The sequence below is a fragment of the Mesomycoplasma dispar genome (assembly GCF_000941075.1).
GTDB classification, from domain to species: Bacteria; Bacillota_I; Bacilli_A; order Mycoplasmatales; family Metamycoplasmataceae; genus Mesomycoplasma; species Mesomycoplasma dispar.
The window spans coordinates 915,407-940,417 of sequence record NZ_CP007229.1 but is presented as its reverse complement, the minus strand read 5'-3'; the positions used below and the strand labels follow the sequence as shown (position 1 = coordinate 940,417).

20 protein-coding genes and 2 tRNA genes are annotated in these 25,011 nt (G+C 28.0%); 8 read left to right on the top strand and 14 right to left on the bottom strand.

Annotated features, from left to right (window positions below):
- Positions 1-15: 15 nt before the first annotated feature.
- The 3 genes from MDIS_RS03295 to pyrH all read right to left on the bottom strand — a co-directional run bounded on the left by MDIS_RS03295 (position 16) and on the right by pyrH (position 2,256).
- Entirely contained in the window at positions 16-942 is a 927-nt protein-coding gene (locus tag MDIS_RS03295; protein WP_044635627.1) for a phosphatidate cytidylyltransferase, read from the bottom strand.
- 2 nt (positions 943-944) lie between these two features.
- Positions 945-1,469: a ribosome-recycling factor gene (locus MDIS_RS03290; protein ID WP_044635803.1), complete on the bottom strand. Its 525-nt coding sequence runs from the start codon at positions 1,467-1,469 to the stop codon at positions 945-947.
- Positions 1,470-1,545: 76 nt separating this feature from the next.
- A complete protein-coding gene (pyrH, locus tag MDIS_RS03285) occupies positions 1,546-2,256 on the bottom strand; it encodes a UMP kinase (RefSeq protein WP_044635626.1) in 711 nt (236 codons plus the stop codon).
- 166 nt (positions 2,257-2,422) lie between these two features.
- On the opposite strand from pyrH, the gene MDIS_RS03280 reads away from it, so the two are divergent.
- Positions 2,423-3,772: a hypothetical protein gene (locus MDIS_RS03280; RefSeq protein ID WP_044635625.1), complete on the top strand. Its 1,350-nt coding sequence runs from the start codon at positions 2,423-2,425 to the stop codon at positions 3,770-3,772.
- A gap of 39 nt (positions 3,773-3,811) precedes the next feature.
- Positions 3,812-4,339, top strand: a complete 528-nt coding sequence (locus tag MDIS_RS03275) for a hypothetical protein (protein WP_044635624.1) — start codon at positions 3,812-3,814, stop codon at positions 4,337-4,339.
- Positions 4,340-4,358: 19 nt separating this feature from the next.
- Here MDIS_RS03275 and MDIS_RS03270 read toward each other — a convergent pair whose 3' ends face one another.
- The 6 genes from MDIS_RS03270 to MDIS_RS04495 all read right to left on the bottom strand — a co-directional run bounded on the left by MDIS_RS03270 (position 4,359) and on the right by MDIS_RS04495 (position 10,259).
- Positions 4,359-5,237: a leucine-rich repeat domain-containing protein gene (locus MDIS_RS03270; RefSeq protein ID WP_044635623.1), complete on the bottom strand. Its 879-nt coding sequence runs from the start codon at positions 5,235-5,237 to the stop codon at positions 4,359-4,361.
- 73 nt (positions 5,238-5,310) lie between these two features.
- Positions 5,311-7,026 carry a type 2 periplasmic-binding domain-containing protein gene (locus MDIS_RS03265; protein ID WP_044635622.1) on the bottom strand — a complete coding sequence of 572 codons (1,716 nt, stop codon included), beginning with the start codon at positions 7,024-7,026 and terminating at the stop codon, positions 5,311-5,313.
- Positions 7,011-7,835 (bottom strand): ABC transporter permease, encoded by an 825-nt coding sequence (locus MDIS_RS03260; protein WP_044635621.1) that lies wholly within the window; start codon positions 7,833-7,835, stop codon positions 7,011-7,013. The genes MDIS_RS03265 and MDIS_RS03260 overlap by 16 nt, the downstream gene beginning before the upstream one ends.
- Positions 7,828-8,688 (bottom strand): ABC transporter permease, encoded by an 861-nt coding sequence (locus MDIS_RS03255; RefSeq protein WP_044635620.1) that lies wholly within the window; start codon positions 8,686-8,688, stop codon positions 7,828-7,830. Before MDIS_RS03255 ends, MDIS_RS03260 begins: the two co-directional genes overlap by 8 nt.
- Positions 8,675-10,009, bottom strand: coding sequence for an ABC transporter ATP-binding protein (locus tag MDIS_RS03250; RefSeq protein ID WP_044635619.1), 1,335 nt, complete (start codon positions 10,007-10,009; stop codon positions 8,675-8,677). The genes MDIS_RS03255 and MDIS_RS03250 overlap by 14 nt, the downstream gene beginning before the upstream one ends.
- A gap of 115 nt (positions 10,010-10,124) precedes the next feature.
- On the bottom strand, positions 10,125-10,259 hold the full coding sequence (locus MDIS_RS04495; RefSeq protein WP_276240846.1) for a hypothetical protein: 135 nt from the start codon (positions 10,257-10,259) through the stop codon (positions 10,125-10,127).
- Between the two features lie 268 nt (positions 10,260-10,527).
- Between MDIS_RS04495 and MDIS_RS03245 the strand changes: the two genes are divergently transcribed.
- Positions 10,528-11,814, top strand: a complete 1,287-nt coding sequence (locus MDIS_RS03245) for an IS3 family transposase (protein ID WP_044635618.1) — start codon at positions 10,528-10,530, stop codon at positions 11,812-11,814.
- 131 nt (positions 11,815-11,945) lie between these two features.
- Here the strand turns inward: MDIS_RS03245 and MDIS_RS03240 are convergent, their stop codons facing one another.
- Entirely contained in the window at positions 11,946-12,641 is a 696-nt protein-coding gene (locus MDIS_RS03240) for a potassium channel family protein (protein WP_044635802.1), read from the bottom strand.
- Positions 12,642-12,995: 354 nt separating this feature from the next.
- Here MDIS_RS03240 and MDIS_RS03230 point away from each other — a divergent pair, with 354 nt between their 5' ends.
- Positions 12,996-14,480, top strand: coding sequence for a TrkH family potassium uptake protein (locus MDIS_RS03230; RefSeq protein ID WP_044635616.1), 1,485 nt, complete (start codon positions 12,996-12,998; stop codon positions 14,478-14,480).
- A 406-nt stretch (positions 14,481-14,886) separates the two neighbouring features.
- On the top strand, positions 14,887-18,984 hold the full coding sequence (locus MDIS_RS03225) for a hypothetical protein (protein WP_044635615.1): 4,098 nt from the start codon (positions 14,887-14,889) through the stop codon (positions 18,982-18,984).
- Between the two features lie 930 nt (positions 18,985-19,914).
- On the opposite strand, the gene MDIS_RS04490 is transcribed toward MDIS_RS03225, so the two are convergent.
- The 4 genes from MDIS_RS04490 to MDIS_RS03210 all read right to left on the bottom strand — a co-directional run bounded on the left by MDIS_RS04490 (position 19,915) and on the right by MDIS_RS03210 (position 21,259).
- Complete coding sequence (locus tag MDIS_RS04490) at positions 19,915-20,043, bottom strand: hypothetical protein (RefSeq protein WP_276240845.1); 129 nt, start codon at positions 20,041-20,043, stop codon at positions 19,915-19,917.
- 17 nt (positions 20,044-20,060) lie between these two features.
- On the bottom strand, positions 20,061-21,029 hold the full coding sequence (gene pfkA, locus MDIS_RS03220; protein WP_044635614.1) for a 6-phosphofructokinase: 969 nt from the start codon (positions 21,027-21,029) through the stop codon (positions 20,061-20,063).
- Between the two features lie 65 nt (positions 21,030-21,094).
- A tRNA-Lys gene (locus tag MDIS_RS03215) sits at positions 21,095-21,170 on the bottom strand.
- 3 nt (positions 21,171-21,173) lie between these two features.
- Positions 21,174-21,259: transfer RNA gene (locus tag MDIS_RS03210), tRNA-Leu, on the bottom strand.
- A 333-nt stretch (positions 21,260-21,592) separates the two neighbouring features.
- Between MDIS_RS03210 and MDIS_RS03205 the strand changes: the two genes are divergently transcribed.
- From MDIS_RS03205 to MDIS_RS03195, 3 genes are all read left to right on the top strand, one after another.
- The gene (locus MDIS_RS03205; protein WP_232034215.1) at positions 21,593-22,726 is read left to right on the top strand and encodes a hypothetical protein; all 1,134 of its coding nucleotides are present in this window, start codon (positions 21,593-21,595) and stop codon (positions 22,724-22,726) included.
- A gap of 92 nt (positions 22,727-22,818) precedes the next feature.
- Entirely contained in the window at positions 22,819-24,396 is a 1,578-nt protein-coding gene (locus tag MDIS_RS03200) for an amino acid permease (RefSeq protein ID WP_044635613.1), read from the top strand.
- Positions 24,397-24,421: 25 nt separating this feature from the next.
- The gene (locus MDIS_RS03195; protein WP_084217555.1) at positions 24,422-24,937 is read left to right on the top strand and encodes an adenine phosphoribosyltransferase; all 516 of its coding nucleotides are present in this window, start codon (positions 24,422-24,424) and stop codon (positions 24,935-24,937) included.
- The last annotated feature ends 74 nt before the right edge of the window (positions 24,938-25,011 follow it).

Here is a 25,011-nt window from a genome sequence, read left to right as displayed (position 1 = left end):
TATTTAAAAAATAAATTATGATGTTATAATTATGATAATTGAAAATACCAAAAAAACAAAGGAAATAGAATCGAGTCGGTCAAATAAACCGCCATGAGCCTTGATAATTTGTGAAAAATCCTTTATTTTTAGGTATCTTTTTATAATTGAAAAGAAAGCATCTCCGCTGATTGCTGCAATTGGAAGCAGAATCATTACCAAAATTTTAAATAATAAATTTGGGTATATTTTAATACTAAAATCAAAATTTAAAAAAATTAAAAGTGATAAAATTAGTCCAAAAATAAAAGAGAAAATAAAGCCTTCAATAGATTTTTTGGGTGAAAATTTAAATTTTACATTAAAAAACTTTTTACCTAAAAGTGAACCTAAAAAATAACCAAAAGAATCGCTAATTGTTGCGATTGAAATTAATGAAATAACTAGAAAAAAATTAAAAGTATTTAAAATTCAAAGAAATTTAAAAAATAAACTTGCAATAATGATTATTGAGAAATTCAAAAGTGAATCGATTAAAAAATTGCCTTTTTTTTCAATTCTTTTATCAAAAAAGTTCACAATAATCACAAGTGGCAAAATTGCGATAATATGATAGTCAAAAATTTGATTTTTCAGTAAAAAAGACACTAAATCTCAGTCGAAATTTGTTTCTTTTGAAAAAATAGTGTCGATTATTTTTGCTCTTCCAGGAAGCAAAAATAGAAAAAGACCAAAAAAACTAAGTAAAAACGCAAAGGTTTTTTTGGTTTGGAAATGCAGAAAAACCTCAAAAAGACTGTAAAATAAAAATAAACCCAAAAAAACAAAGGCGATTACACGCCCTCAATAAAAAAAATAATAACCAATCAATAAAATTGGCAAAGAAATTAATAAAATTAAAAATGAAGATAAAACCCGATGAAAAAAATCATTTGGTAAACGAATTGGGTTAGACACCCGCATTGCTAAATATTTTGGATTTCTTCCACTTTTTTATTATAAAGTGCGTCAATTTTTTCTATTTGTAAATTTATATTCTTTTGAACTTGATTCAAGTAGTCTTTCTCTTGATCTTCAGAAAATTCTTCTTTTTTAATAAGTTTGTTAATGTCTTGACGAACAAGTCGCATTCTTACTTTCGCTTCTTCGTGAATTTTTTTTAGTTGATGTACACTTTCTTGACGTTTTTGTTGGGTTGGTTCAGGGAAAATTAGACGCACTTGATTTGCTTCTTTTTGCACTTGTGCATCAATTTTTGATGCAACAATTGCAGTAGCAATTTCTTTAACAACAGACATTTCATAAGGTTTTACCAAAAGTTGAAGCGGTGCTGGCGCCGAAATTGAAGCAATTTCGTTAATTGGAGTCAAAACATCGTAAAAATTTACTTTTATATAGGAGATTATTTGTGGATTTGGTGCTCCAACTGTTATTTTTTGAAAACTTCTTTCAAGATAAGTAAAAACGTCTTGAGCTTTTTGCTCGAGCATTTCTTTATAAAAATTAAATTCTATAACTGGTTTTTCATTTTTTTCTGTTTTATCAGACTTGTCGTTTTTCATAATTTTAGTAAACCTCCGTGTGTTTAGTTTGACCTTTTATTAATTTTGTGATACTATTTTTTTCCTTAATATCAAAAATTAATAATTTTATTTTGTTATCACGAGCCATTGAAAAAGCTGTTGAATCCATAACTTTAAGGTTTTTTTCAATAACTTGATCATAAGTAATTTTATCATATCTAACAGCATTTGGGTTGACTTTTGGATCAGAATCGAAAATGCCATTAACATTATTTTTTCCAACTAAAATAATGTTTGCCCCCATTTCGGATGCAAATAGTGTCGCTGCGCTATCAGTTGTAAAAAATGGACGTCCTGTTCCGCCGACAAAAATTAAAACTTTTCCATCGGTCAAGTATTTCATGGCTTTTTCTCTTACAAAATATTCGCAAATTCGTGGATCTAAACCCATTGAAGATAAAACTCGCGTTTTTATCCCAAGATCCCGAAAAACTGATTCAAGCGCGAGCCCGTTCATTACAGTTCCTAACATCCCAATATAATCTGCAGTGTTGCGATTTATTCCGTTTTTAGCGGCCGAAGTTCCGCGTCAAAAGTTGCCGCCACCAATTACTATTAAAATTTTGTGTCCTAATTTTTGTATTTCTTTAAGTTGAGAACCTATTTCACGCACAAGTTCGTAATCAATCGCGAGTGATTTTTGCTTATTTGCAAGACTTTCGCCAGAAAGTTTAATGAGAATAGTTGAATCCATATTAACCCTAAAAGTTTCTTTAAATTATACTTTATTTTATGAAGAATTCCTATTAAAAAAAGAAAATTTAAGGAAAATGATACTGATTTTACTTTTTTAAGAAGAAAAAAGTAAAAAAAATTAAATATATGTGAGAAAAAGAATAAAAGCAAAGGGGAAATGAAAAATGAAAAAGATTTTTAAGTTGGCTTCAGTTTCTAGTTTGTTAGTTTTAAGTCCGTTTTTTATTTTTAGTCAAAAAAGCCCAGTTTTTTCTGATCCATTAGATCTCAATTTTAACTTTGAGGAATTGGCGAAGAAATTAAATTTTGATAAAAATTTAAATCAGTTAAATAGAAACGTCAAAGTTGGCATTATAATCGAAGAAAACGGGAGAGAAAATAATATAAACTATAATAATTTACAGTCAATTTTTCAATTTTTCTCACCAAATTCCAATTTAATTATCTACCGTTTTAAAACAAAAGAACAATGGTTGCAAGGTCTTAAACATTTTGAAACAGTCGGCGTTGAAATGGTTTTGCATTTATATAAACAAGAACGAACTTTTTTAAACGGTCTTCTTCAAAACGGTGAAAAACATATGAAATTTGGTGATTTTCTCGATATTTGAAGTGATAAAACCGGAATTATAAACTTTTTTGATGGAAGTAGGATTCCTGGTGACGAAATTAACAGCAATTTCAGTTTTTTTGCTAAAACAGATGACCGTTTTAAAACAAATAACAGAATGTTAACCTATACAAAAATTTTTGGTAATGGTGCTGGAACTGTAAAATCAAATCATTTTATCGTTCCTGAATTAAAATTTAGTTATCAATTGAATTCACATTTTTCTAATATCGAATTTTATTCATCCTTTTTGTTAGCGGCACTTTTTAGCCAACTTTCTTCTAGTTTTGATGGTTATGAAGAATTAAAGGAAAGAAATCTTAAAATTATCACTGCACTTTCGTTAGCGGCATCACCTTCAGAAAATAGCAACTTAGGATTTGACGGCGCTCACTCAAATGAAGGTTTTGGTTTTATAAATTATAAAGATGCACATTTAACATTAGAACAAGGCAATTATTTATATAATAAATTTGATGGAAACGAATATACATCAAGTCCGTTTGAGTTAAGAAAAGATCAGAAATTTTCAGCAATAGTTTTTCATGATAAATTTTCAAAAAAATACGTAAGAGGCGAATACTTATCTGGTTTTTACGGCTTTTTCTACAATTTGGGTAAGAATATTAAAGAAGTTTTTAATACAACTTTTTACGGTAAACCGGAAACTAAACTTAATGATTTTGACATTTCTATCGAAATTTTTCGCGGTGGTTGGGAAAAAATAATTGAGGCAAATTCAGAAATAAGCCCATATGACAAAATAAGTTTTCACGCCTTTGAAGATGGGCAATACCGAATAAAAATTTCAAACGTAAACTTTTTAACTAGTAAACCAAGCAAATATTTTCTTGCTTGAAGAAGATATCCGCCAAAATTTAAGACAGAAAAGTATTGAATTTAAAACATTTTTACATTTTTGTATTAAAATGTTTTAAATATTATGAATTTTTTTATTGATACAACAGGCAAATATTTAGCACTCGCAATTTTTGAAAAAAATTTTCAATTAATTGACTTTATCGTCAGCGAAATAAAAAACAAAGCAGATCAATTACCTGAATTAGTAAGGCAAATTTTGGTCAAAAATAATAAAAACATCACGGAATTTACAGCGTTTTTTATTAATTTAGGACCAGGAAGTTTTACCGGATGTCGGATTGGGCTAACTTTTTTTCGAACAATTGCACAATTAGAAAAAAAAGAGTTATGAACTACTTCTACTTTTAGTTTGTTATCGTTCAAAGAAACAGAAAATAAGCAATATTATGTTGATTATAGTGAAAAATCGCAATTTAGCGCTTTTGCAAAAGAAGGTAAAATATTTTCTGAAATTTTCGAAATTAAAGAAAAAACTAATAAGGGCAGCGAAATAAATTATAACTTGATTTTCTCAAATTTCGCCGATGCTAAAAAGTTGTTTAAAAAAGAGAATGATTTAATTAATGTTTCCCCTCTTTATATAAAATAAAAGGCAAAATTTTAAAAAATTAATTAAAAATACCTTCGATTTTACTGTTTTTAGGAAGATTTTCTAAATCTGTTTCGTTTTTAATGATATTATCTTTAAAGGCGGAGTCTCTAATTACGAGCGGTTTTCCGTTTGGATTAAATTTTACTTTTGCAATTTGGTTTGACTCAAAACTTGCTAGAAAAATTTCTGAAAGTTCAGTGTTTCCCGAAAAATCAAGTTCATTAATTTTATTGTCGAAAAAAGCACCAGTTTGAATAGTTTCTAATTTTGTTGCTTGTGAAAAATCTACTTGTTCTAATTTGTTTTTTGCAAAAGCCTGCTTTCCAATTGAAGTAATTAATGGCGGTAAAACAAGTTTTTTTATGTTGTTGCCTTGAAAAGCAAAATTGCCAATTCTTTTAAGTTTGGTTGCCTTAGAAAAATCAAGTTCAACAATTTTTTCACTGTCTTGCAAATTTGCGCTGTCGGCGTAAAAGGCATAGTCATCGATTTCTTTAAGTGATTCAGGAAAAATTATTTTTGATAAAAAATAAAAGTTTATTTTATTTTTTGAATCATCAGTTTTTTTTGTGTCTTTTTTTGAATCATCGACCTTTTTTTCATCTTTTTTAGTTTCATCAGATTCTTTTTGCTCTGAATTTTGAGCGTTTATTTTTTGATAAAAACGTGATTTTAGACTGAAAAATGCTGATTTTTCGATCTTTTCAATTCCAGATGTCGACAAATCCAATGTAAATGATTTTGTTTTTTCATCTATTTTTACATATGGTGAATCTTTTTTATCTTTTGTTGTCAAAAGTTGTTCTGCTTGTGAAATTACTTGACCACAAGATAAAAAAGTGATTGTTGGTGTGAAAGCGAAAGCAATTTTTAAAAATTTTGTAATTTTTAGCATAAGAAAAATTTTACAATAATTATTGAAAAATTTATAAAATTTAAATATTTTCGTAATTAAATAGGAAAATTAATTAATTTTTTGTTCTTAAATTATAGTAAGTTCGAATTTGAGAAGCTAATTGTTCATCAAGCGGCTTTAGGAAAGTGTAATTTATTGAATAGCGACCCTCGTCAACATTATTTTCTGTTGGCATATTTCCGTACAAAGTTTGTTGGCTTTGTTGTGAGAGATACATATTTAGCGCACGAAGCGAAGTTTTTTCGGAAATTTCTGATTTTATTTTAGTAAAACTTAAGTTTTTTGGATCGCTGATAATTTCATCATTTTCATCGACTAACACAGATTCATCTTCGCCATCTTCAGTTTCGCGAACAGTCGCAACCGCATCATTAAAGTAGAATTTTTTGAAAAATTCGAATGACTTTTTGAATGAAGGTGTATAGTTTATATAATCAAAATTTGCTAAAACAGGTAGTGATTCATAGTCAAACTTGAATCCTTTACCCTTTTTAGTTTCGAATTTTTCGGTTTCTGAATTCTGCACATAATTGAATTCAACCTCAGACTTAGCCGCATCAACTAGTTCGTCAAATTCAAGTTCTTCACCTTTGAAAATTCCTTCGTAGAGCGAATTATAAACTTTATCAGTCAATTCAGGCGATGTATTTTTCAAGATAATTCATCCATCCAAAAGTGTTAAATTGTTTTTAGGTCGGATAATCGCGATTGTATTTTCTTCTTCAAGTTCTTCGTAATTATCTTTAGAATAATGAGCATCGAGAGCATCGCCGTTGTATAAAAATCCAACATCTTGATTTAAAGAGGGATCAATTACTGAATTTGCTAAATCAAGACCAGAAGTTTTAAAAACATTATGGCGAAGGTTGGTATAATCAAAACCAGAGATGTCGCCAATGTAATTTATAAAACCATCTACTAGCGATTTATAGTTTTTTTCAGTAATAATTGCCCCATATTGGTTGGTTTTTTCACCTCCAATTAGTAAATTATCACGCATCGCCTCGGTTCATTCAAAAAAACTATAACCATTTTTACGGAGTGTTTTTCCAATTCCTGCTAGCGATTGATCTTCAAATTTTAGTCCTTTTTCTTGAATTGACTTACGAAATTCAGGACTTCAGTTTTTCTGAAAATCACGCAAATTTACCCTTTTTCCATCACTTTCATAGTCGCCAATTGTGTAGGCGATAACTTTGTCTTGAGTATAATAAGGGATAAAAAACTCTCAAAAACGGTCTTTTATTCCGTCATTGTCAACGTCTAAGTCCTTTTCAGGATTATCGGCTTCTTTCATAAACTGGTCGTATTTATCGATATGTTCAACAATTTCAGGGCGAAAAATCTCTTCAAAAGCTTTCCTTTTTTTGTTAACAAACTCTTGTTTTTCAGAAAGTGATAAATCTTGATAATTTTCAGGTTGAGCAAAAACTTTTGTAAGTTCCCAATTTGGAAAAAGTTTGGAATAGTCTATTTTTTGCAGTCTTCCTTTTTGGGCAAGACGAGCAATTTGAAAATCAGAACCTACCCCCGCAATTGTGCGATTATCCTCGATTGCTTTTGTAAATTCACTAACATCACCAAATTCACGGTAATTAAAATCTTTGTTAATCACATCGCGACCTTGGTCGGAAATATAAGCTTCATAATTATAAATGACTGGTTTGAAAGGAAAATAAGATTTTGAAAAAGATGCAGCAAAAACAACGCTAATTAGCGAAATTCCTAAGGTTATTTTAGCAAAGAGACTAACTAAACTTTTTTTCATTTTTGCTCCTTTTTGTTTTTATAATAAATTCAAACTAAATTAGAAATAACGGAAACAAAAAGCATAATTGTTCCTAACATTAGCGCTCAAGTTTTAAAAGTTCCTTGATATAAAAGCGTCCCAACTGTTTGCGCATTTGATGTAATTTTTGTGATTATAAAATCATCGAAAGATAGAAAAACTACGACTGCAAAGGTAGAAATTATTGCTGGCGACATATGTTTTAAGTAAATTAAAAATCAGGCTTTCATTTTTGAATAACCTAAATCTTGTGCTGCTTCATACAAACTAAGGGAAAATTTTTCACTTTTTGGGAATAAAAGCAGAATTCCGTAAGGTAAAGTCATAACAATATGGGAAATAATTGCTCGGTATAAACCTTCATGAGCTGCAGAAAGCGAACCAAATAGGAAACCTAAAATTGTCGCAAGTGCAACGGCAGTAATCACATCTGGATTGATTAAGGGGATATTTGAGGTTAGTGTTACATAAGTTTTTGCGGTTTTATTTTTCTGTCTTCAAAGGGCAAAAACTGTTAAAAGTGAAAGAAAAATAACAACAATTGCGGCAAAAAAGGCAATAATTAGTGAGTTAATAAACGCAGATGCAAAACTTTCTTTTCCAAATTCATCAAAAGCTTGCAATGTAAATTTATTTCAAGTTGCAGAAACAAAACCTTTTTTTGAAGGAGCGTTAAAAGCAAAAATTGCACCAACTATAATTGGAATGTAAAAAATTGTAATTAAAAACCAAACATATGATTTTTTCAAAATCTCATGTTTTTGGAAAAAATCAATTATTTTAGTCATATTTAAATCCTTTAAATTTCATAATGATAATTGGTGTGAAATGAATTAGTGTATAAATTCCGATAAAAACTAAAAGTGTTACTAAAACAAGTGAAGAAACACGTGCTAAATCAAAAGGGTTTGCGGTATTTGCTGAATTATTAATTAAATTTCCAATTAATTGGTTTTGCGAACCGTTTGGAAGTAGTTTGTCTGAAACAACAATTGAGGTTGCTGCCATTAGAAAAACAAGGGCAAAACCTGAACTAATTGCCCGAAAACTATAAGGTAAAACTACTTTTATCAGAACTCAAAATTTTGAATAACCCAAATCTGTACCTGCTTCAAGTAAATTTTTCGGCATATCACGAAAAATTGTATAAAGCGGCAATACCATAAAAGGAAAATTTAGAAAAATAAGACCAACAATCATAAAAGAATTATTATTAAGATTACCTTCGTCAAACATCGCCAAAAATAAAGTACGAAGTGCAAAAACTTTTGCGATTGTGAAAATAATTAAAGGCGTAACTATTAAAGAAAGTGAATAAATTTTGAATATTTTTGACTTTGAACTAGCAACAAAAAAAGCATACGGGAATGCTAAAATCAAACAAATGAAAGCGCAAACTAATCCGACAAAAATTGAACGGCCAATAATTTGTCAGGTAGTTTGTTCTTTAACCAACAAATGATTATCGAAACTTTGACCGTGAGTTGAAAGTGGAGTTACCGATTTTACAAAAAGTAAAATTAGTGGAATGACTATTAAAATTAATGCAAAAATTGCATAAGGAATAACAAGACTGATACGTGGATTTAAATTTTTTTTAAAATTTTGTCAAAATTTTTCAAAAAATTTAAGAATTTCCATCTTCAATCTCCATTAAGTGGATCGCATCATCGTCTCATTTTAAGTACACTTCGGTCTCAAGGTCGTAAAAATCGTTAGTTTCGACGTAAATTATTTTATTTCCAACTTTAATATCAAGTCAATAATATGAACCTTTATAGATATTTTGGACAACTTTTCCTTTAAAATATCCTGAATTTAGGTCAATATCAATGTCTTCAGGCCGAATAAGTGCATCTAATTTTTGGTTAGATTGAAATTCGGTGTGAATTGTGTATAAAGGAACGCCAAGAATTTCAACTTGATTTTTTTGAATAAATTTTGCATCAAAAAAGTTAGAATCACCGATGAAATTAGCAACTCATTTGTTAACTGGATAGTCATAAATCTGCTTTGGTTCATCATATTGCGCAATTTGACCGTTTCGAATAATTGCAATTTTATCGGATAATTGCAGCGCTTCATCTTGGTCATGAGTTACAAAAATAAAGGTTAAACCAAGTTTTTGCTGAATTCTCTTTAAAAAAACTTGCATTTTTTGGCGAATTTTAGCATCTAATGCTGATAAAGGTTCATCTAATAAAACAATTTCTGGTTCGATGACAAGTGATCTTGCCAATGCAACTCTTTGCTTCATACCACCTGATAGTTCAGAAATTGCGCGATTTTCATTGCCAGTTAGACCAACAAGTTCAATAATGTCGCTAATTTCCTTATCAATTTCGGCTTTTGTTATTTTTCGGGTAAGATATTTTTTTTCAAAACTTTCTGATTTTGAAAAAACATAATTTTCTCAATTTGAATATTTAAAGTCAGAATCATCTAATTTATCCTGTAATTTTCGACGTGTTTTTTCATACAAATTTGGATTTTCAAGCTGTTTGTCCAGGTTTGCTTGTAAAACATTTAATTCAGCAATTTTTTCATCTTGCTTTGCTTGTCATTTTTTCTTTAACTCAGCGAAATTTTTCCAAACTGAATCAGGAATTTCAGTCTCGCTTTTTTTAATTCGCTTTAATTTAAGTCCAAATTCGATATTTCCTCTAACTGATAAATGTGGAAAAAGTGCATAATCTTGAAAAATTGTGGCTGTATCACGTTTATGGGCGGGAATGTCTTTAATGTCGATGCCGTTGAATTTAATTTCACCACGGGTTGTTCATTCAAAACCACCAATTAACCTTAAAATTGTTGTTTTTCCAGATCCTGAAGGACCTAAAAGAGTGACAAAATCCCCCTTTTTAATGTCCAAATTTATTTGGTTCAAAACTTTTTTATCACCAAATTCTTTGTCAACATCAACAAGTGAGATAATTATTTCACTTTTTTCAGTGTTGTTCATTATTGAATTTTCCCCTTGAATAGATAAAATAAAAACAATATCTAATTTGAATAAAAAAATTAAATTTTTATTCTAAAAAAATATGAAAACCTCATCTTTGAAGAAAAAATCTTCTCTAATGAAGATTAATGGGGAATCTATCAAAAATATCAAGTGATGCGGATTCGAAGAAAAAAGCAGCATCTTCAAAAAGAGATGCCTCAAATATGTAAAGTTTTAGCAAATATAAGTACGATTTTTCGAAATCCATAAGTAAACCAAAATTATAATATATTTTTTGTTTTTTCTTTAAAAAAAATTCGTGTTTTTTATAACGAAAATCTGTTGTAATTTTGCTAAAAACATAAGATTTTATAGTATAATTTCGAATTATAAACTAACAAGGTATAGATAAAAAATCATTTTGTTTTTAAGGCAGTTTTCCTTTAAAAAATAAATTTAATAAGCAAAATTATTCATAAAAACGGTTATAAATTAGTAGAAAAAAATGAGACACACCAAGAGAGGTGTGTTTTTTTATGAAACAAAATAAATTTTCAATTAATGAAAAAATCAAATATATCAAAATCGCTGAATCGCAAGGATTCAAAAGTGCGACTATACATTTTGCAAACGAGTTTCGTGAAATTTATAAAAATAAATCAGTTAATAAAAAATCGCAAAAAGAGGGTTTTTTACAGACATATGCGAATAATTTAATTCGAAACTGACAAAAAAAGTATTATAATTATGGCATGAACGGATTAATTAACACACGTGGTAAAAATAAATCACCACGTAAGTCAAAAAAACAATACACAATTAACGATCTTTCGGAAAATGACCGCGGAATTTATCAAGAAATAATGGAAAACGTCCTTAGAAGATACGGGATTGATCCTGCAATTGTAATGGACGAACTTAAAAAGCGAAAACAAGAAGCAGAAAAAGATAAGGATCAAATCGAAAATTCAACAAGACTTTGCAGCGTTTTAAAAGTTAATCGCACATCGATTTATCGCAAAATAAAGGTGAAAAAATCACCAAAAGAAATGGTATACAGTAAAGAATTACTTGATTGAATTCTTGAAAGTTTTAATTTTAACAGAAAAGTAAAAGGTCGAGATAATTTGTATAATGTATACAAAAATCAAGGAAATAATATAAGCACATATGTTTTTCAAAAACACTATGAACATTTAGGGATAAAATCGATTGCTTACAAAAAACAAGGTAAAAATGCGCCAAAAGAAGCTAAATTTTCGCGGATTTGAGCCGAAGATCATATCAAAGGACAATTTGAATCTAAAAATTTTGGTGAAAAATGATTTGCTGATATTAAATTTATAAGAATTGGCGATGATTTTTATTTTTTGCATTCAATAATTGAAACAAAATCTAATTATTTGCTAAATTTTTCAATTTCCAAGACTAGATTTTCAGAAGAAACAATAAAATTAGTAAAAGAAACAATCAAAAAACACAAAATTACACCTAAATTTTTCCATTCAGATCATGGAGTTGAATATGCTAACCACCGATTTGCTCAATTTTTAAAAGAAAACAACATTCAACAATCAATGTCGCCAAAAGGAAACGCGCTTGCAAACCGCCCGATTGAATACTTTTATGCTATTTTACAAAGAGAATACTTGAATGTTGAGGGTAAAATTTTTGAAAACCTTGAAGATGCCCATCAAAAAATCAGCTCATTTGTTAAATGATACAATAAAACTAGAGTGCAAAGTTGCCTTTCATATTTGAGTCCAAATTCTCATTTTGAACAATTTGGTGCTCAAAAAAATTTTCACAATTTTGGAGAATAAAAAATAATAAAAATTTGTTTTAAAAATAATTAAAAATAATGATGTGTCTCATTTTCCTATACTAACTTAAACCATTTAGAACAAAAAAGCGAGAAATTTCTCGCTTTTTTGTTGTTAAAATCTAAATTTGTTTACTTCTTAATCGACTCTAATTTCTGTAAAACAGTGGTAACATCGCCAATTTTACCAATAATTGTAATTTCATCATTTTGTTGAATTATTGTTTCAGCAGCGGGCAAAAAAGCTTCTTTGTTTCTTTTAATCAAAACAACATTGACGTTAAATTGACGTAAATTAGCGTTTTTAATGGTCTTATTTATATAATGTGGCGATTTTACATTAACACTACCAGCAAAAACTCCGTTAGCAATTTCTTTGAGATTGTCAGCGTAATTTAGAAAATTTTTATCAACAGTTAAAAGTGCCATTTTGATTCCAGCTTCCTCTTCTGGACTAATAATTCAGTCAACACCAATCTGTTTTAAAACACGAGCGTGTCTTTTATTAACAGCACGTGCGGCAATTTTTAGATTATTAAAAAGGTTAATTTCTGTTTGTAATTCTAATAAAGTTGCAATAATTTCAATATTATCCGATGTTGCAACAATAATTGTATCAATATCCTCAAGTCCAACCTCGTTTCGCATTGCGTTTATGTCGCTAGCATCCATAATAATTGGCTCTATCGTCGCGAATTCACGAACAAATTTGAGATTTTCAGCCTTTTTATCAATAACAATTACATTATGTCCTGATTCAGCTAATTGCGAAATCGCCGCCCTTCCAAGGCGACCTGCTCCGATTATACAGATATTTGCACGTTTCATTTGAATAAATTTTAGACTAAAATTCAAAAAAAACTTCAAAATTTTTTTAAAAAATATTTAAAAAATTAAAAAACAAAATTCCTATTATTAATTTCTTTATTAAGTTAATTCTCAAATTTCAAAAAAGTGTATGAATTCATAGATTTTTTTGAAATTTGAGAATAGAAAATAATTAATTTAAAAATTACTCTTGACTTATTTTTGTCTTTCTTGATTAAATTTTTAACTAGATTTGATATAATTATTACATTTATTCTGAACAAAAAAAAATAACTTTTTTTTTTTTTGTTGTTGAAAAATTTAATTTTTAATAAAAATGTAAAAGATAAGGCAAAATATAACAAACGGGGAAAAATGAACCTGAAAATTAATTTCAAAAGTTTTCTAAAATCACTTTTCCGTCTCAAAAAAATTCACATTATTTTCACCGTTTATACATCGATTATTCTTCTTGGTGCTGGTTTTTTAGTGGCACCATTTTCTCATAGTAACTCACTTAATAAAATCAATTTTTTAGCCGCACTTTTTACATCAGTTTCAGCTTTTAGCGACACAGGACTCAGTTTAGTTGATACAGGAACAAATTTTAATGTTTTTGGTCAAAGCGTGATCGCAATCTTAATTTCCCTTGGTGGAATCGGGATTTTTGCTGTAAAATTCTATATTTTTAATCATCTTTTCGGAAAAAAAATTAGTATTTTATCCCGTGAAATTCTCAAAATTGAACGTGGATCGAGCAAGTTAAACGATTTAAAAGGTGTGATTAAAACATCAATTAATCTTTTTTTAATTTTAGTTTTCATTAGTAGTTTTGCCTTAACTCTCTACTTTTATTTCTACGATGCAAATCCTGAAAAGTTTTCCTTTCAAAAATCACCTTATAAAGATTTATCTTTATCGATAAGATTTGCGATTTTTCATAGTATTTCAGCGATAAACAATGCTGGTTTTGACATAATTGGCGCTTATAGTTTTGAACCTTATTATTATTCTTATTTTTTGCAAATAATTATTATAATTTTGACAATAATTGGCGGAATTGGTTATCCAGTAATTTACGATTTTTACTGTTATTTTCGTATTAAACTTTCACGGCAAAAAGTGAAAAACTTTCGCTTTTCCCTTTTTTCAAAAATTTCAATTTTAAGTTATTTTGTGATTTCCTTTTTTGGATTCATTCTCTTTATTGCTTTTGAAACAAGTTCTTCATCAAATCTTACTTTTTGAAACCAAAAACAAAATGGCAACTGATTTGATAAGTCTTTTGCACTTTTATTCCATAATTTTATGGCACGTTCAACTGGTTTTCTCACTTTTGATTTAAAACAATTATCACAAGCAAGCACTTTTTTAACAAGTTTATTAATGTTTATTGGATCTGCGCCTTCTTCAACTGGCGGCGGAATTAGGGTTACAACTTTTTGAATTTTTATTATTGTGATCATCTCTAAAATTAGAGGATCACAAGATGTTAATGTTTTTAAAAGGCGAATCACGACTGACAAAATTGTATCAGCCTCAATTGTCTTTTTTATTTCTTTAGTTTTAGTGATTTTCCTTGTTTTTCTTGCTAGTTTTTCACTTGATGATCTTATTAATCAAGGGAAAAGTAGTCCTTATCAAATTCATCATTTGATTTTTGAAGTCACTTCTGCTTTTGGAACTTCTGGACTTTCGACTGGGCTAATTCGTGATTTGTCGGTAGTTTCCCAAATCGGATTTATGATTATAATGCTAATCGGTCAACTTGGAATTACCTCATTTATTTATGTTTGACAAGGTGATAATATCGGCAAACAAAATAAAACTTATATAACCGAAGATATTCTAATTGGTTAGGTTTTAATCGAAAAATAAAATTTTGTTGATGAAAGATTGCTAATTTTTTTGTAAAAATTCTAGAAATGATATAATATTTATAATTATTATATAAGAAAAATTTTAATTCACTAGAAAAAACACAAACTGGTTTTTTAAACTAACGGTTTAATTTCTTATTAAATTTTGTTTGTTTTTTAAATTTTTTATGTTATAATTACTTCAAGTGTTTTTCAAAACCTAAATTTTAGTTTATTTTAAGAATACATAAATGATCTGTTTTTCTCAAAATGTAGAAAATAGATCATTTTTTGTTTTTCAAAAAATTAAAGGTTCATTTGAACCCGTTTTTTGAGTTTTAATAAATAATCAAAACTAAAATTTCTATTTTAATTTCAAAACGGTTAATGAAAACCGAAGGAGAGAAATGATTAAAAAAAGAAAAAAAATATTAATAGTCGCTACTGTCGGATTTTTTGCAATCACATCGCTTGCACTTACTAGTATCATAATTTTGGGCCAAAACAGTTCAAATTATCTAAAATTGTATAATTATGAATATAAATATAACAAAAATGGTGATATTTTAGCTAGTTTTAATCTTGATAAAAATTTTGCAAGTAAAATTGCAAAATCAAAATTTATAAACAAAAACAACGATTCTGAATTTGTTTCTTTTGAAGTTGACAAAACTGGAACTTTAGCAATAAACCATCCTACAAATCTCGATGAAAGTTTTAAATTAACCTCAATCGAAATTCAAGGCAAACCAATTTTTAAAACTGACTACGAAAATGCGCCGATTTTTAAACCTGTTATGTGAAATAATACAACTGAAAAATTACAATTTAATAAAAATCTTACCGCAAATCGAAATGTATTTTTAATTCTAAAAAACGAATCAGGATATAGCGTTAAAAGAAATATTGCTGTTGATTTCCTTGGTCAAAGCACCCAATTAAATTCTAATTCACTAGATTTAGAACAAAAACTTGCTATTCGTGAAATTTATTTTTTCGATGAAAAAACTAAATCAGAGCAACCAATAAATTTAAACGATCTTTTTGTGGAATTTGAGGGGAAAAAAGTAGTAGAAAATCTCGCTAATCAGTCAAACCTTGAAAATGTTTCTGTTCCAGAAAAGAAATTTTCAATAATCAAGTCAGTAGAGCAAAATGATGAAGCTGTTGATATCTATTTTAATTTCATAGATCCCGAAATAACAAGTTCAAATTTAGTTTTAACAATTAATTCTGAAGATGGACAGACAAAACTATCTTCAAAATACGGATATTTTGATTTTGAAAAAAAATTGTATCATTTTGTTTTTGATAAAATTTTGCCAAATAATAAATATCTTTTATCAAATATTTATTTTATTAATTCAAAAAATAAATTAAATGAAATAAAAATTCAAAATAACATCGAGAGTTTCACTTTTGTAAAACATTTTGAGCCAATAAAAATAAAAGAGATTAAGCACTTAAAAAGTAATTTTATTGACCAAATTTGCGGAGTTTTAGAATTACAAGATGAAAACAGCACTTTAAAACAAGGTGATAAAATTAAACTATTTGCATCTGAAAATCAGAAAGAATTTGAATCAATTGGTGAAGTTTTTGAAGAAAAAGGCAAAATCTTTCTAAAATTTCATTTCAACATTTTACCAAACAAATCGGTTAAAATTGAAAAATTAGAACCATATGAAATTAAGAAAAAATTGTGACTAAAAAATACGGAAAAACCAATTTTTCATGAAAAATTGGCAAAATCAAACTTATTTTCACTTGAAAACAAAATTAAACTTGACAAGATTCAGCAACTTAATTTAGATTCATTTCAAATGAATTTAGTTTCTGAAACAATTGATTTGAATGGCGTTCAAGTAAAAGTTGATTTAAATGAAAAAGACAATCAAAATCGAAAAACTGTTGCTACTAACTACAAAAAATTTAATAATGATTTAGCATTTGATAATATTCATTTTGAAAATAATAAAAAATATGTAATTAACACAGTCAACTTTCGTCAGAATGACAAAATTGTTCCGATAGATTTTAGTAGTAATTTTGTTTTTGATACATCAGTTTTAACATTAAAAGAACTTAAATTTAAAGATTTTTCTGAAAATAAATTGATAATTAGTGGAAAAATTTTAAACAATAACAGCAAAAATTTAACTTTGATTTTAAGGGATAAAAATCAAACTTTTAAATCTTCGTCAGTTAAAACTAGCGGAGAAAATGTTGAATTTACTTTTGAAAATATTGATTCAAATAGAATTTTTGACTTTGACAGTATCGAAACTGATGAAAAATGAATTTCTACTCAAAATTTTAAAGTTAGTATTGAACCAAAAGGTATAGAAATTGTAAAAAATGGAGATAATTTTACAAATTTAACAATTAATTCAGCAAATTTTAGTGCTGAATTAAAAAGTTCTGATAATGTTTTTAGCGAAAACCAAACGGTTAGTGCAGTTTTAACCACAGAAAAAAACGATAAAAGTGAAACATTTCAAGGAAAAATTACGAAAAAAGATCAAAAATGAATGTTAAATTTTAATTTTTCTGGACTAAAAAGCGAAACAAAATATAAAATTCAACGATTATTTTTTAATACTAAACCAGAAAAAGCTTGAAAAAATTACAAACTAAACGGTTTAGAAGGTGTTTTTTATGATTCTTCGATTGAAAAAGCGAACCAATTTGAATTCAGTACAATTAAAAATACAGTCGGATTGACCGTTTTTGACCAGACCGAATCACCTTTTACTAAGGAACGTGAATTAAAAATTGAACTAACAGATAAAAATAAATTCAAAGAAAATAAGGCAAAATTGATTTTTCAGGAAGCAGAAAGTTCAACTGGAAAAGAAATAGCATCTGAATTTTTTGTCGAAAACGAAAGTGTCATTAAAACCAAAATTACCCTTGAAAAAACCAACACTTTTTATGAATTAGTAGCAATTCAAACCTCTAATAATGAAAGGATTAAAGTGGAAAAATCTCAAAGTATTAAAATTTTTGCAAACGATATTTTTGAACAGGGGACACCTATTTTTTCAAGCGATAATCTAAATTCAGTCGATGGGATAATTCCTTTTGCCGATAAAAGTCAAAAAATTAAGGAAAATGACAAGGCAAAAATTACTTATAAAACTAAAGATGGAGAATCTCTTGAAGCAGAAGCAACTGTTGAAAATTCGCAGCAAGAAATTGGTAAACCAGAAGAAAATCTGCAATATTTAAGGGTTAAATTTCAAAATTTAAAAGTAAATCAGAAATACCAAATTGAAACTATTGAATTTGGGACTGAGAAAAAGGTAAACTATTTTAACAAGGAAAACACTGAAAAATTTAGTTTCGAAAATAAAATTGACTTGGTAGATAATTTGAAAATTGACGAAAAAACTGGTGTTGTTAGTTTTGATGTTTCTTCAAATGTTGATTTAAGCAAAAACACCCAACTTTTTGATTTAGAATTACAGCATCAAGAAAAAGAAGATAGTCTGGTTAAACTATTTAGGGCTAAAATTGAAAAGGTCAATAATTCAAATTTGGAAGCAAACAGAATAAGATCACATTTTCAGTTTAAATTAAGTTTTACTTTTGCAAAATCAGAGATAGAAAAGATTAAAACTGGAAATTACAAAATTAAATCATTTTCCTGAAATCAAAGCCGAAACAAACAAATTTTAGACACAGGAATGTTAAAATCAGCGATTAAATTAACCAGTTTTGATGATATTAGGAAAGAAATTGCACAAAAATGGACCGAATTTGCCAAGGAAAATCGTTGAAAATTTGTCTCTGAAATTTCAGAAACTGAAATTGAAAATGTTCTAAAGTCAAATTCTTCACTTTTTAGCAACTTAAAAATTACAAAAGAGAAAAATTTTCCTAATTATTTACAGCCACAATACCAACTTGATTATTTAGGAAGTCAATTTTCTGAGTTTTTGGAAAAACAGAATTTTAACTTTGTTGATTATAACATTTTAAAAAATCCTGGTCAAATTTGAGGATTTGGTGATACGAAATACTCAACCTATTTTTCATACAAATACCGCCCAGAAAATGTTTTTGGACAGGGAAACACTTATTGATATCACGATAATTACGGAAATCAAAGTGGGACTGAATTTAAGATGATTCCAAAAAATGTTTCGCAATATCCTCATGGTTTTTATGTCGAAGGAGTGCGTCTACGTTTTTTTGAAAATAGTGATTATACGCCGATAAACAGAAAAGATTGATGAAAAGATTATATTAGTGTTTCATATGAGGATGTGGATGGAAAAATCCATGAATTAGCTAAAGAAAATATTGGTGATCCTAGCAAAATTGCTGAAATTGATAAGCAACTTTCACTAACAATTACGGTTAAAAAACGCCTTAAAAAGTTAATTTTTAGGTTTAATAACAAAATGGGAAATAAATATATTGCAATTGCGCGGATACATTTTGCTGGTTTTGCTAATAAAAACAAAGACTTTTCCTGAGTTTCCCAGTTAGTGGTATAATTAATTTGTAAATATCAAAAAACACTAACAAATAAGGATTTGTTTTAAAAAATAATAAGAAAAAAGTACTAACCTTTCATAACAATTATGATGTAATTATTTTAATAATAAAAATGTTAAAAAAGTTGTTCTTTTTTAGTTTTATAGTAAAAAACCTGATTTGTAAATGCATAATAACCTCTAATCAAAAATAAAAAGCGACTAGAAATGTATTTTGCTAGTAATGTTTGACAAAAATCCGGGTTATAAGTCGAAAAAATTGTTATGAAATAACGTTAAGTTCTAAAAAGATCACCTAAATTAGGAGGTCTTTTATAATTAAGCGTTTGTACCTGAGTTTCCCAGTTAGTGGTATAATTAATTTGTAAATATCAAAAAACACTAACAAATAAGGATTTGTTTTAAAAAATAATAAGAAAAAAGTACTAACCTTTCATAACAATTATGATGTAATTATTTTAATAATAAAAATGTTAAAAAAGTTGTTCTTTTTTAGTTTTATAGTAAAAAACCTGATTTGTAAATGCATAATAACCTCTAATCAAAAATAAAAAGCGACTAGAAATGTATTTTGCTAGTAATGTTTGACAAAAATCCGGGTTATAAGTCGAAAAAATTGTTATGAAATAACGTTAAGTTCTAAAAAGATCACCTAAATTAGGAGGTCTTTTATAATTAAGCGTTTGTAACTGGGAAACTCAGGAGATCACCTAAATTAGGAGGTCTTTTATAATTAAGCGTTTGTAACTGGGAAACTCAGGTAAAAACAAAGACTTTTAATTTACAGTCGAACTAATTTTTTAAACAAAAAGAAGTCACAAATAACAAAAAATGTTTATTTGTGACTTCTTTTTGTTACAAATTTATCAAAAAAAAAAAAAAAAAACTATAAAAATCGAATTATAGCAAAACTTAAAATTAAAGAATTTTTTAAGATTCAGAAAGACTTTGTTCTGCTAAAAGTTTAAGTTTTGCATTTGCTTTTTTGGCCGCTTTTGAAATTTTCAGACGTCTTAATTCACGTCTTTTTGCCATTTGTAGTCTTCTTATTTTGCGCATTTTTTCACCTTTTAAAACTAGTTTTGGTTAATTTTGTTAACTTTGACAACTAATTCATTCGTTTTTTTAACAGGACTTGAAACAACTTCGGTTATATCACGAGCCTGAATTTTTCCGTCTAAATATCCGATTGCAAGACCAGATTTTCCTTCATTAATTAATTCGATTGCTTTCATTGCCATTTTGGCAGTTAGAATTCGATCAAATGCAGAAGGTCTTCCGCCGCGCTGTGGGTGCCCAACTTCCAACGATCTTGTTGTAATTTTTGTTAATTCTTCAATTTTAGCGGCAAATTCTTTTAAATTAGGCAAAACATTTTCTGTAACAGTAATTATCACACTTGGTTTACCTTTTTCGAATTGTTCTAAAACCATTTCACTCACTTGCTCTGCTGTTAGTATGTGAGTGTTTGTAATTAAAATTTCACTACCAGTTGCCATCGCTGAATACAACGCTAAATCTTGGCAGTGGCGACCCATTACTTCGACAACAAAGCAACGACGATGAGAATTGGCGGTATCTCTCAACTTATCAACAGTTTCAACAATCGTGTTTAAAGCGGTATCAAATCCGATTGTATAATCTGTGAATTCAATGTCGTTATCAATCGTTCCAGGCAATGCGATAACATTAATTCCTTGCAAGTGTAATTTATGACCGCCTTTATAAGTTCCATCTCCACCGATTACAACCAAAGAGTTAATACCGATTTTTTTTAAAATGTTTGCTGCAGTTTTTTGGATTTTTTCCTCTTTGAATTCGGGAAAACGAGTTGAACCAATTGCAGTTCCACCGAAACTTGCAATGCCATTGTAAGGAAAATTAACTGCTGGTAAAATTTTTTCTGAAATTATTCCAGAATAACCTTCAAATATTAAAAAAGGTTCGAACCCCAACTCTAATGCTGATTTTACTAGAAAACTAACAGCAGTATTCATTCCAGGAGAATCGCCTCCTGAAGTTAAAATTGCAATTTTTTTAGACATTTTAAACCCTTTTAAATGGTTTTTCTATTTTTAAACTATGTGAAACGGACAAATTAAATTTGAAATGGTACGCCCTAGAGGATTTGAACCTCTGACCCAATGATTAAAAGTCATTTGCTCTACCTGCTGAGCTAAGGGCGCTTTTGGTGCTCGAAACTGGACTCGAACCAGCACGGGATTACTCCCAAAGGATTTTAAGTCCTTTGTGTCTACCATTCCACCACTCGAGCTGCTTTTGCTTTTTGTTTACGTTAAAACCAAAACTAATTATAACATAAACAAAAAGCAAAAGCAAATTTTATTTTAAATTAAAAGTGTTACTTCAGAAAAGAACAGTTACATTGTACCATAAATTAATTTTTTTTCAGTTAAATTTTAAATTTTAGTAAAAAATTAGTAAATTTTGAAAGCTTTTCTTATTTTTTAGTTATGAATATCAAAATTTTTAATTATAGTAAATGTGAAAAAATAAAAATAAAATCAAAATTTTAATTTTTCCAAAGTTAAGTTTTTTTCTACCAACTTTATTATTTACTAGTTGTTTTAAGATTGACCTAAATTTTATGAATTCTAATAATAAAAATAAAAAAAATTATGATTCAGAACGTGAAAAACCCTTTGTTTTCGAATCTATTATGAAAGGTCTTTCAAAAAATCAAAGAAAACCAACGACAAAATTTAAAGGAATTTTTACAGAAAAAGAAATTGAGAATTTACAAATAGGCCAAATAAATGAGCAGCAATATTTTGGCTTTGAAGAAGTTTTAGTTAAATTTTTCAACACTCTTAATGATCAAGGCGAGCTTAAGAAAAAAGAATTACTTTTTACTTATCTAAAAAAAAGAATTGAAAGTGCAAATTTAAAAATTAACCTTGGAATTAAGGATGATAAAGAATATATAAATCAAAAAAATCCGAGCGTTGAAATAGTACATCCATTTTTTGATGACGTAAATGATAGAATTTTTTACAACGAACAATTAGAACTATTTGAATCGGATAAAAATTTAGAAAAATATCTAGATAAAAAGAAAAAATATCTTTTTATTGAAGAAAATTTTATTAAAGAGAAAAAACAATGAAATCCCGTAATTAAGTTAATTTTTCAATTAAATATGGCGCGTTTTCACCTAGATTTTATTGAAATTACTCAAAATATGATTAAAAATATCATCATTTCAATCATTGATTTTGTTATAAATTTAGAAAATACTAAAAGAGAAGAGAAAAAAATAGAAACTGAAATTGATAATCTTTTTGAACAAAAAAGAAAAATCGAAATCGAAATGTCAAAGGAAAATATTCAAGAGTTAAAACCCGAAGAAAAAGTTAAATTAAAGGAAGAAAATAGTAAAAAACTTGAAAAAGTCAGTGAAAAAATTAAAGATAAAAAAGAAAAACTTGAAAAAATAAAGCAAAAAAATTTACAAATTTTGAAGACTAATGTTAAAAAAATTAGTGATTTTTTGACAAAATTTTTCGATCCTATTTTCCATTATTCAATGAAAAGTGACTATGTTTTTCAGAATGAATTTGATCTTCGAGTTAATAACCAACTTGCTTTTAGTAAATTTTTTGAATTTTTTACAAAAAATTTAAAAGAAAAACTGATTGAATATAATATCGATTCCCCCTTTTCAATTTTAGGCAAAGAGAAAAAGCAACTTATTGAAAAATATTTCTTACAGTTAATATAAATTAATAATAAATAATTTATTTATAGTTTAGATTGCATTTTTAAAAAAACGTGGTATAATTTTACTTCTATTTTGTTTTGAAGGTAAGAGAAATGGAACAAGTGTTTAAAAAAGACAAAAAAACACAAAAAATAACCTTTTTTGGCGCTCTTTTAATAGTGCTTGGCGCCAGTATTGGCGCTGGGATTTTCTTTAAGTCAAAATCCGTTTTAGAAAATTCTGGATATAATCTCGCGCTTGCTATCGGCAATTGAATTATTGCTTGTTTTTCAATTGTTGCAATGGCTATCGCTCTTGTGGAAATTTCATCAGCAACTAAAAAATCAAATTTATCAGTAATTATTTGAAATAAACTCTTTAATTCACAGTCTTTTTTTCAAATTTCAAAGAATTTCATAATTTACCTTTATCTTCCGTTTACTTATTTTGTTTTACCAGTTTATTTTATGCAAATTTTGCAAGATGCAATTGCTTCGTTTCGACTTGAATCTAGTAGTGATTGGAATTTAAGTTCTGATTGAATAATTGTTTTGGTAGTTTCAATTTTAATCACAATTTACTTTTTTGCCATCGGGTTAAACGCAAAAGTTGCCGAATTTCATAATAAAGTAATTTTAATTGCAAAATTTTTGCCAATTTTAGTGACAATAGTTGTTGGTTTTGTCTTATTTTTTCAAGGTGGTTCAAGTAAATTAGTCAATGACATTAATTTTTTGCCAGTAGAAAAGATAAAAACTGAAGGCGCTTCAATTTCTTCTAGTTTGCCTGGAGTTGGTGTTTTAATTTCAATGTCAGGGATTTTCTTTTCGTATGAAGGATTTTTTACCGCTGCTGGTTTGCAATCAGAAATGAAAGAACCAAAAAAAACACCGATTGCAATTTTGCTAGGCATCGGGATCACGACTATAATTTATCTTTTTATTGCAATTGCAACTTCAATTGTTGGCGATGGATCAATTTCATCCTTTATTAAAATTGCAAAAAACGAACTAAAGTGATCGGGTTTAACGATTAAATTAATTCTCGGGACAACCTTTTTATTAATTGGAATTAGTTTATTAGGAATTATTAATGTCTTTACTTTATGAGGTCCAAGAGCTTTAGAAGAATTAATTATAACAAATGAATTTTCTTTGCTTAATAAGTGAAAAAAATTCACAAATTTAAAAAAACCAGTAGTTTCAACTATTTTTTTAGGCTCTTTTTCAATTATTTGTTTAGTTATTTTTACATTAATTGGGGTTTTTGCTTTCGATGACCAAAGCTATGGAAATTACGGTAAAAAATTAAATAATTTGTACTCTTTTGCCGATATTACTGGAAATTGATCGGCTTTAATTAGTTTTTTATTAATTGCAGCGGCAATTTACGGATGTATTCGTAATCGCAAAACCCAAAAAATAACTGTTCAAAAACAGAAGTATTTTCTCTTTTTTGCATATGTTTCAGTAATTTTTATTTCTATAGTATTAATTTTTGCGCTTATTGTTCCAATTATTGATTTAATTTTAATTTCTGCTTATAGACCAGAAATTAGTGCTTTTGATCAAATTCTAAAAACTAGAATAACGCAAGTTATTGTACTTTTATTTTTTATTTTTATACCTTGCTCACCGTTAATTTGAAATTGAACCCAAAAAAAACTAAAAAATCTAAGATTAAAAAATTAAAAATGGTTTATAATATAAGAAAGTTATGCAAATTAACTTAGAAAAATTTATTCGAACTGTCGAGGATTTTCCCAAAAAGGGAATTAGTTTTAAAGACATTTCTCCCCTGCTTGCCGATGGAAAAGCATTAAATTACGCAATCGTTGAAATGGCTTCACTTGCAAAAGATGTTGACATAATTGTCGGACCTGATGCAAGAGGTTTCTTATTCGGAACACCGACCGCCGCCTTTCTTTCAAAACCATTTATAATGGTTCGTAAAGCAGGCAAATTACCAGGCGAAGTTGAGGAATTTGCCTATGATTTAGAATATGGTTCATCCATTTTGGAAGTTCAAGTTGGTATGATAAAACCTGGGCAAAAAGTGGCGATCATTGATGATGTGCTTGCAACCGGAGGGACTGTAAAAGCAATCACAAAAATGATCGAAAGAACTGGTGCTACTGTTTCTAAAATCATCTTTTTAATCGAACTTGAGAAGTTGCAAGGTCGTAAAAATCTTGAAAGTTACGACGTTACTTCTTTAATTAAAGTGAAATAGATTTTTTCTATTTGTAAATAAAAAAGTTTTGACTATTAAGGTAGTTAGAACTTTTTTTATTTAAATAATAATTA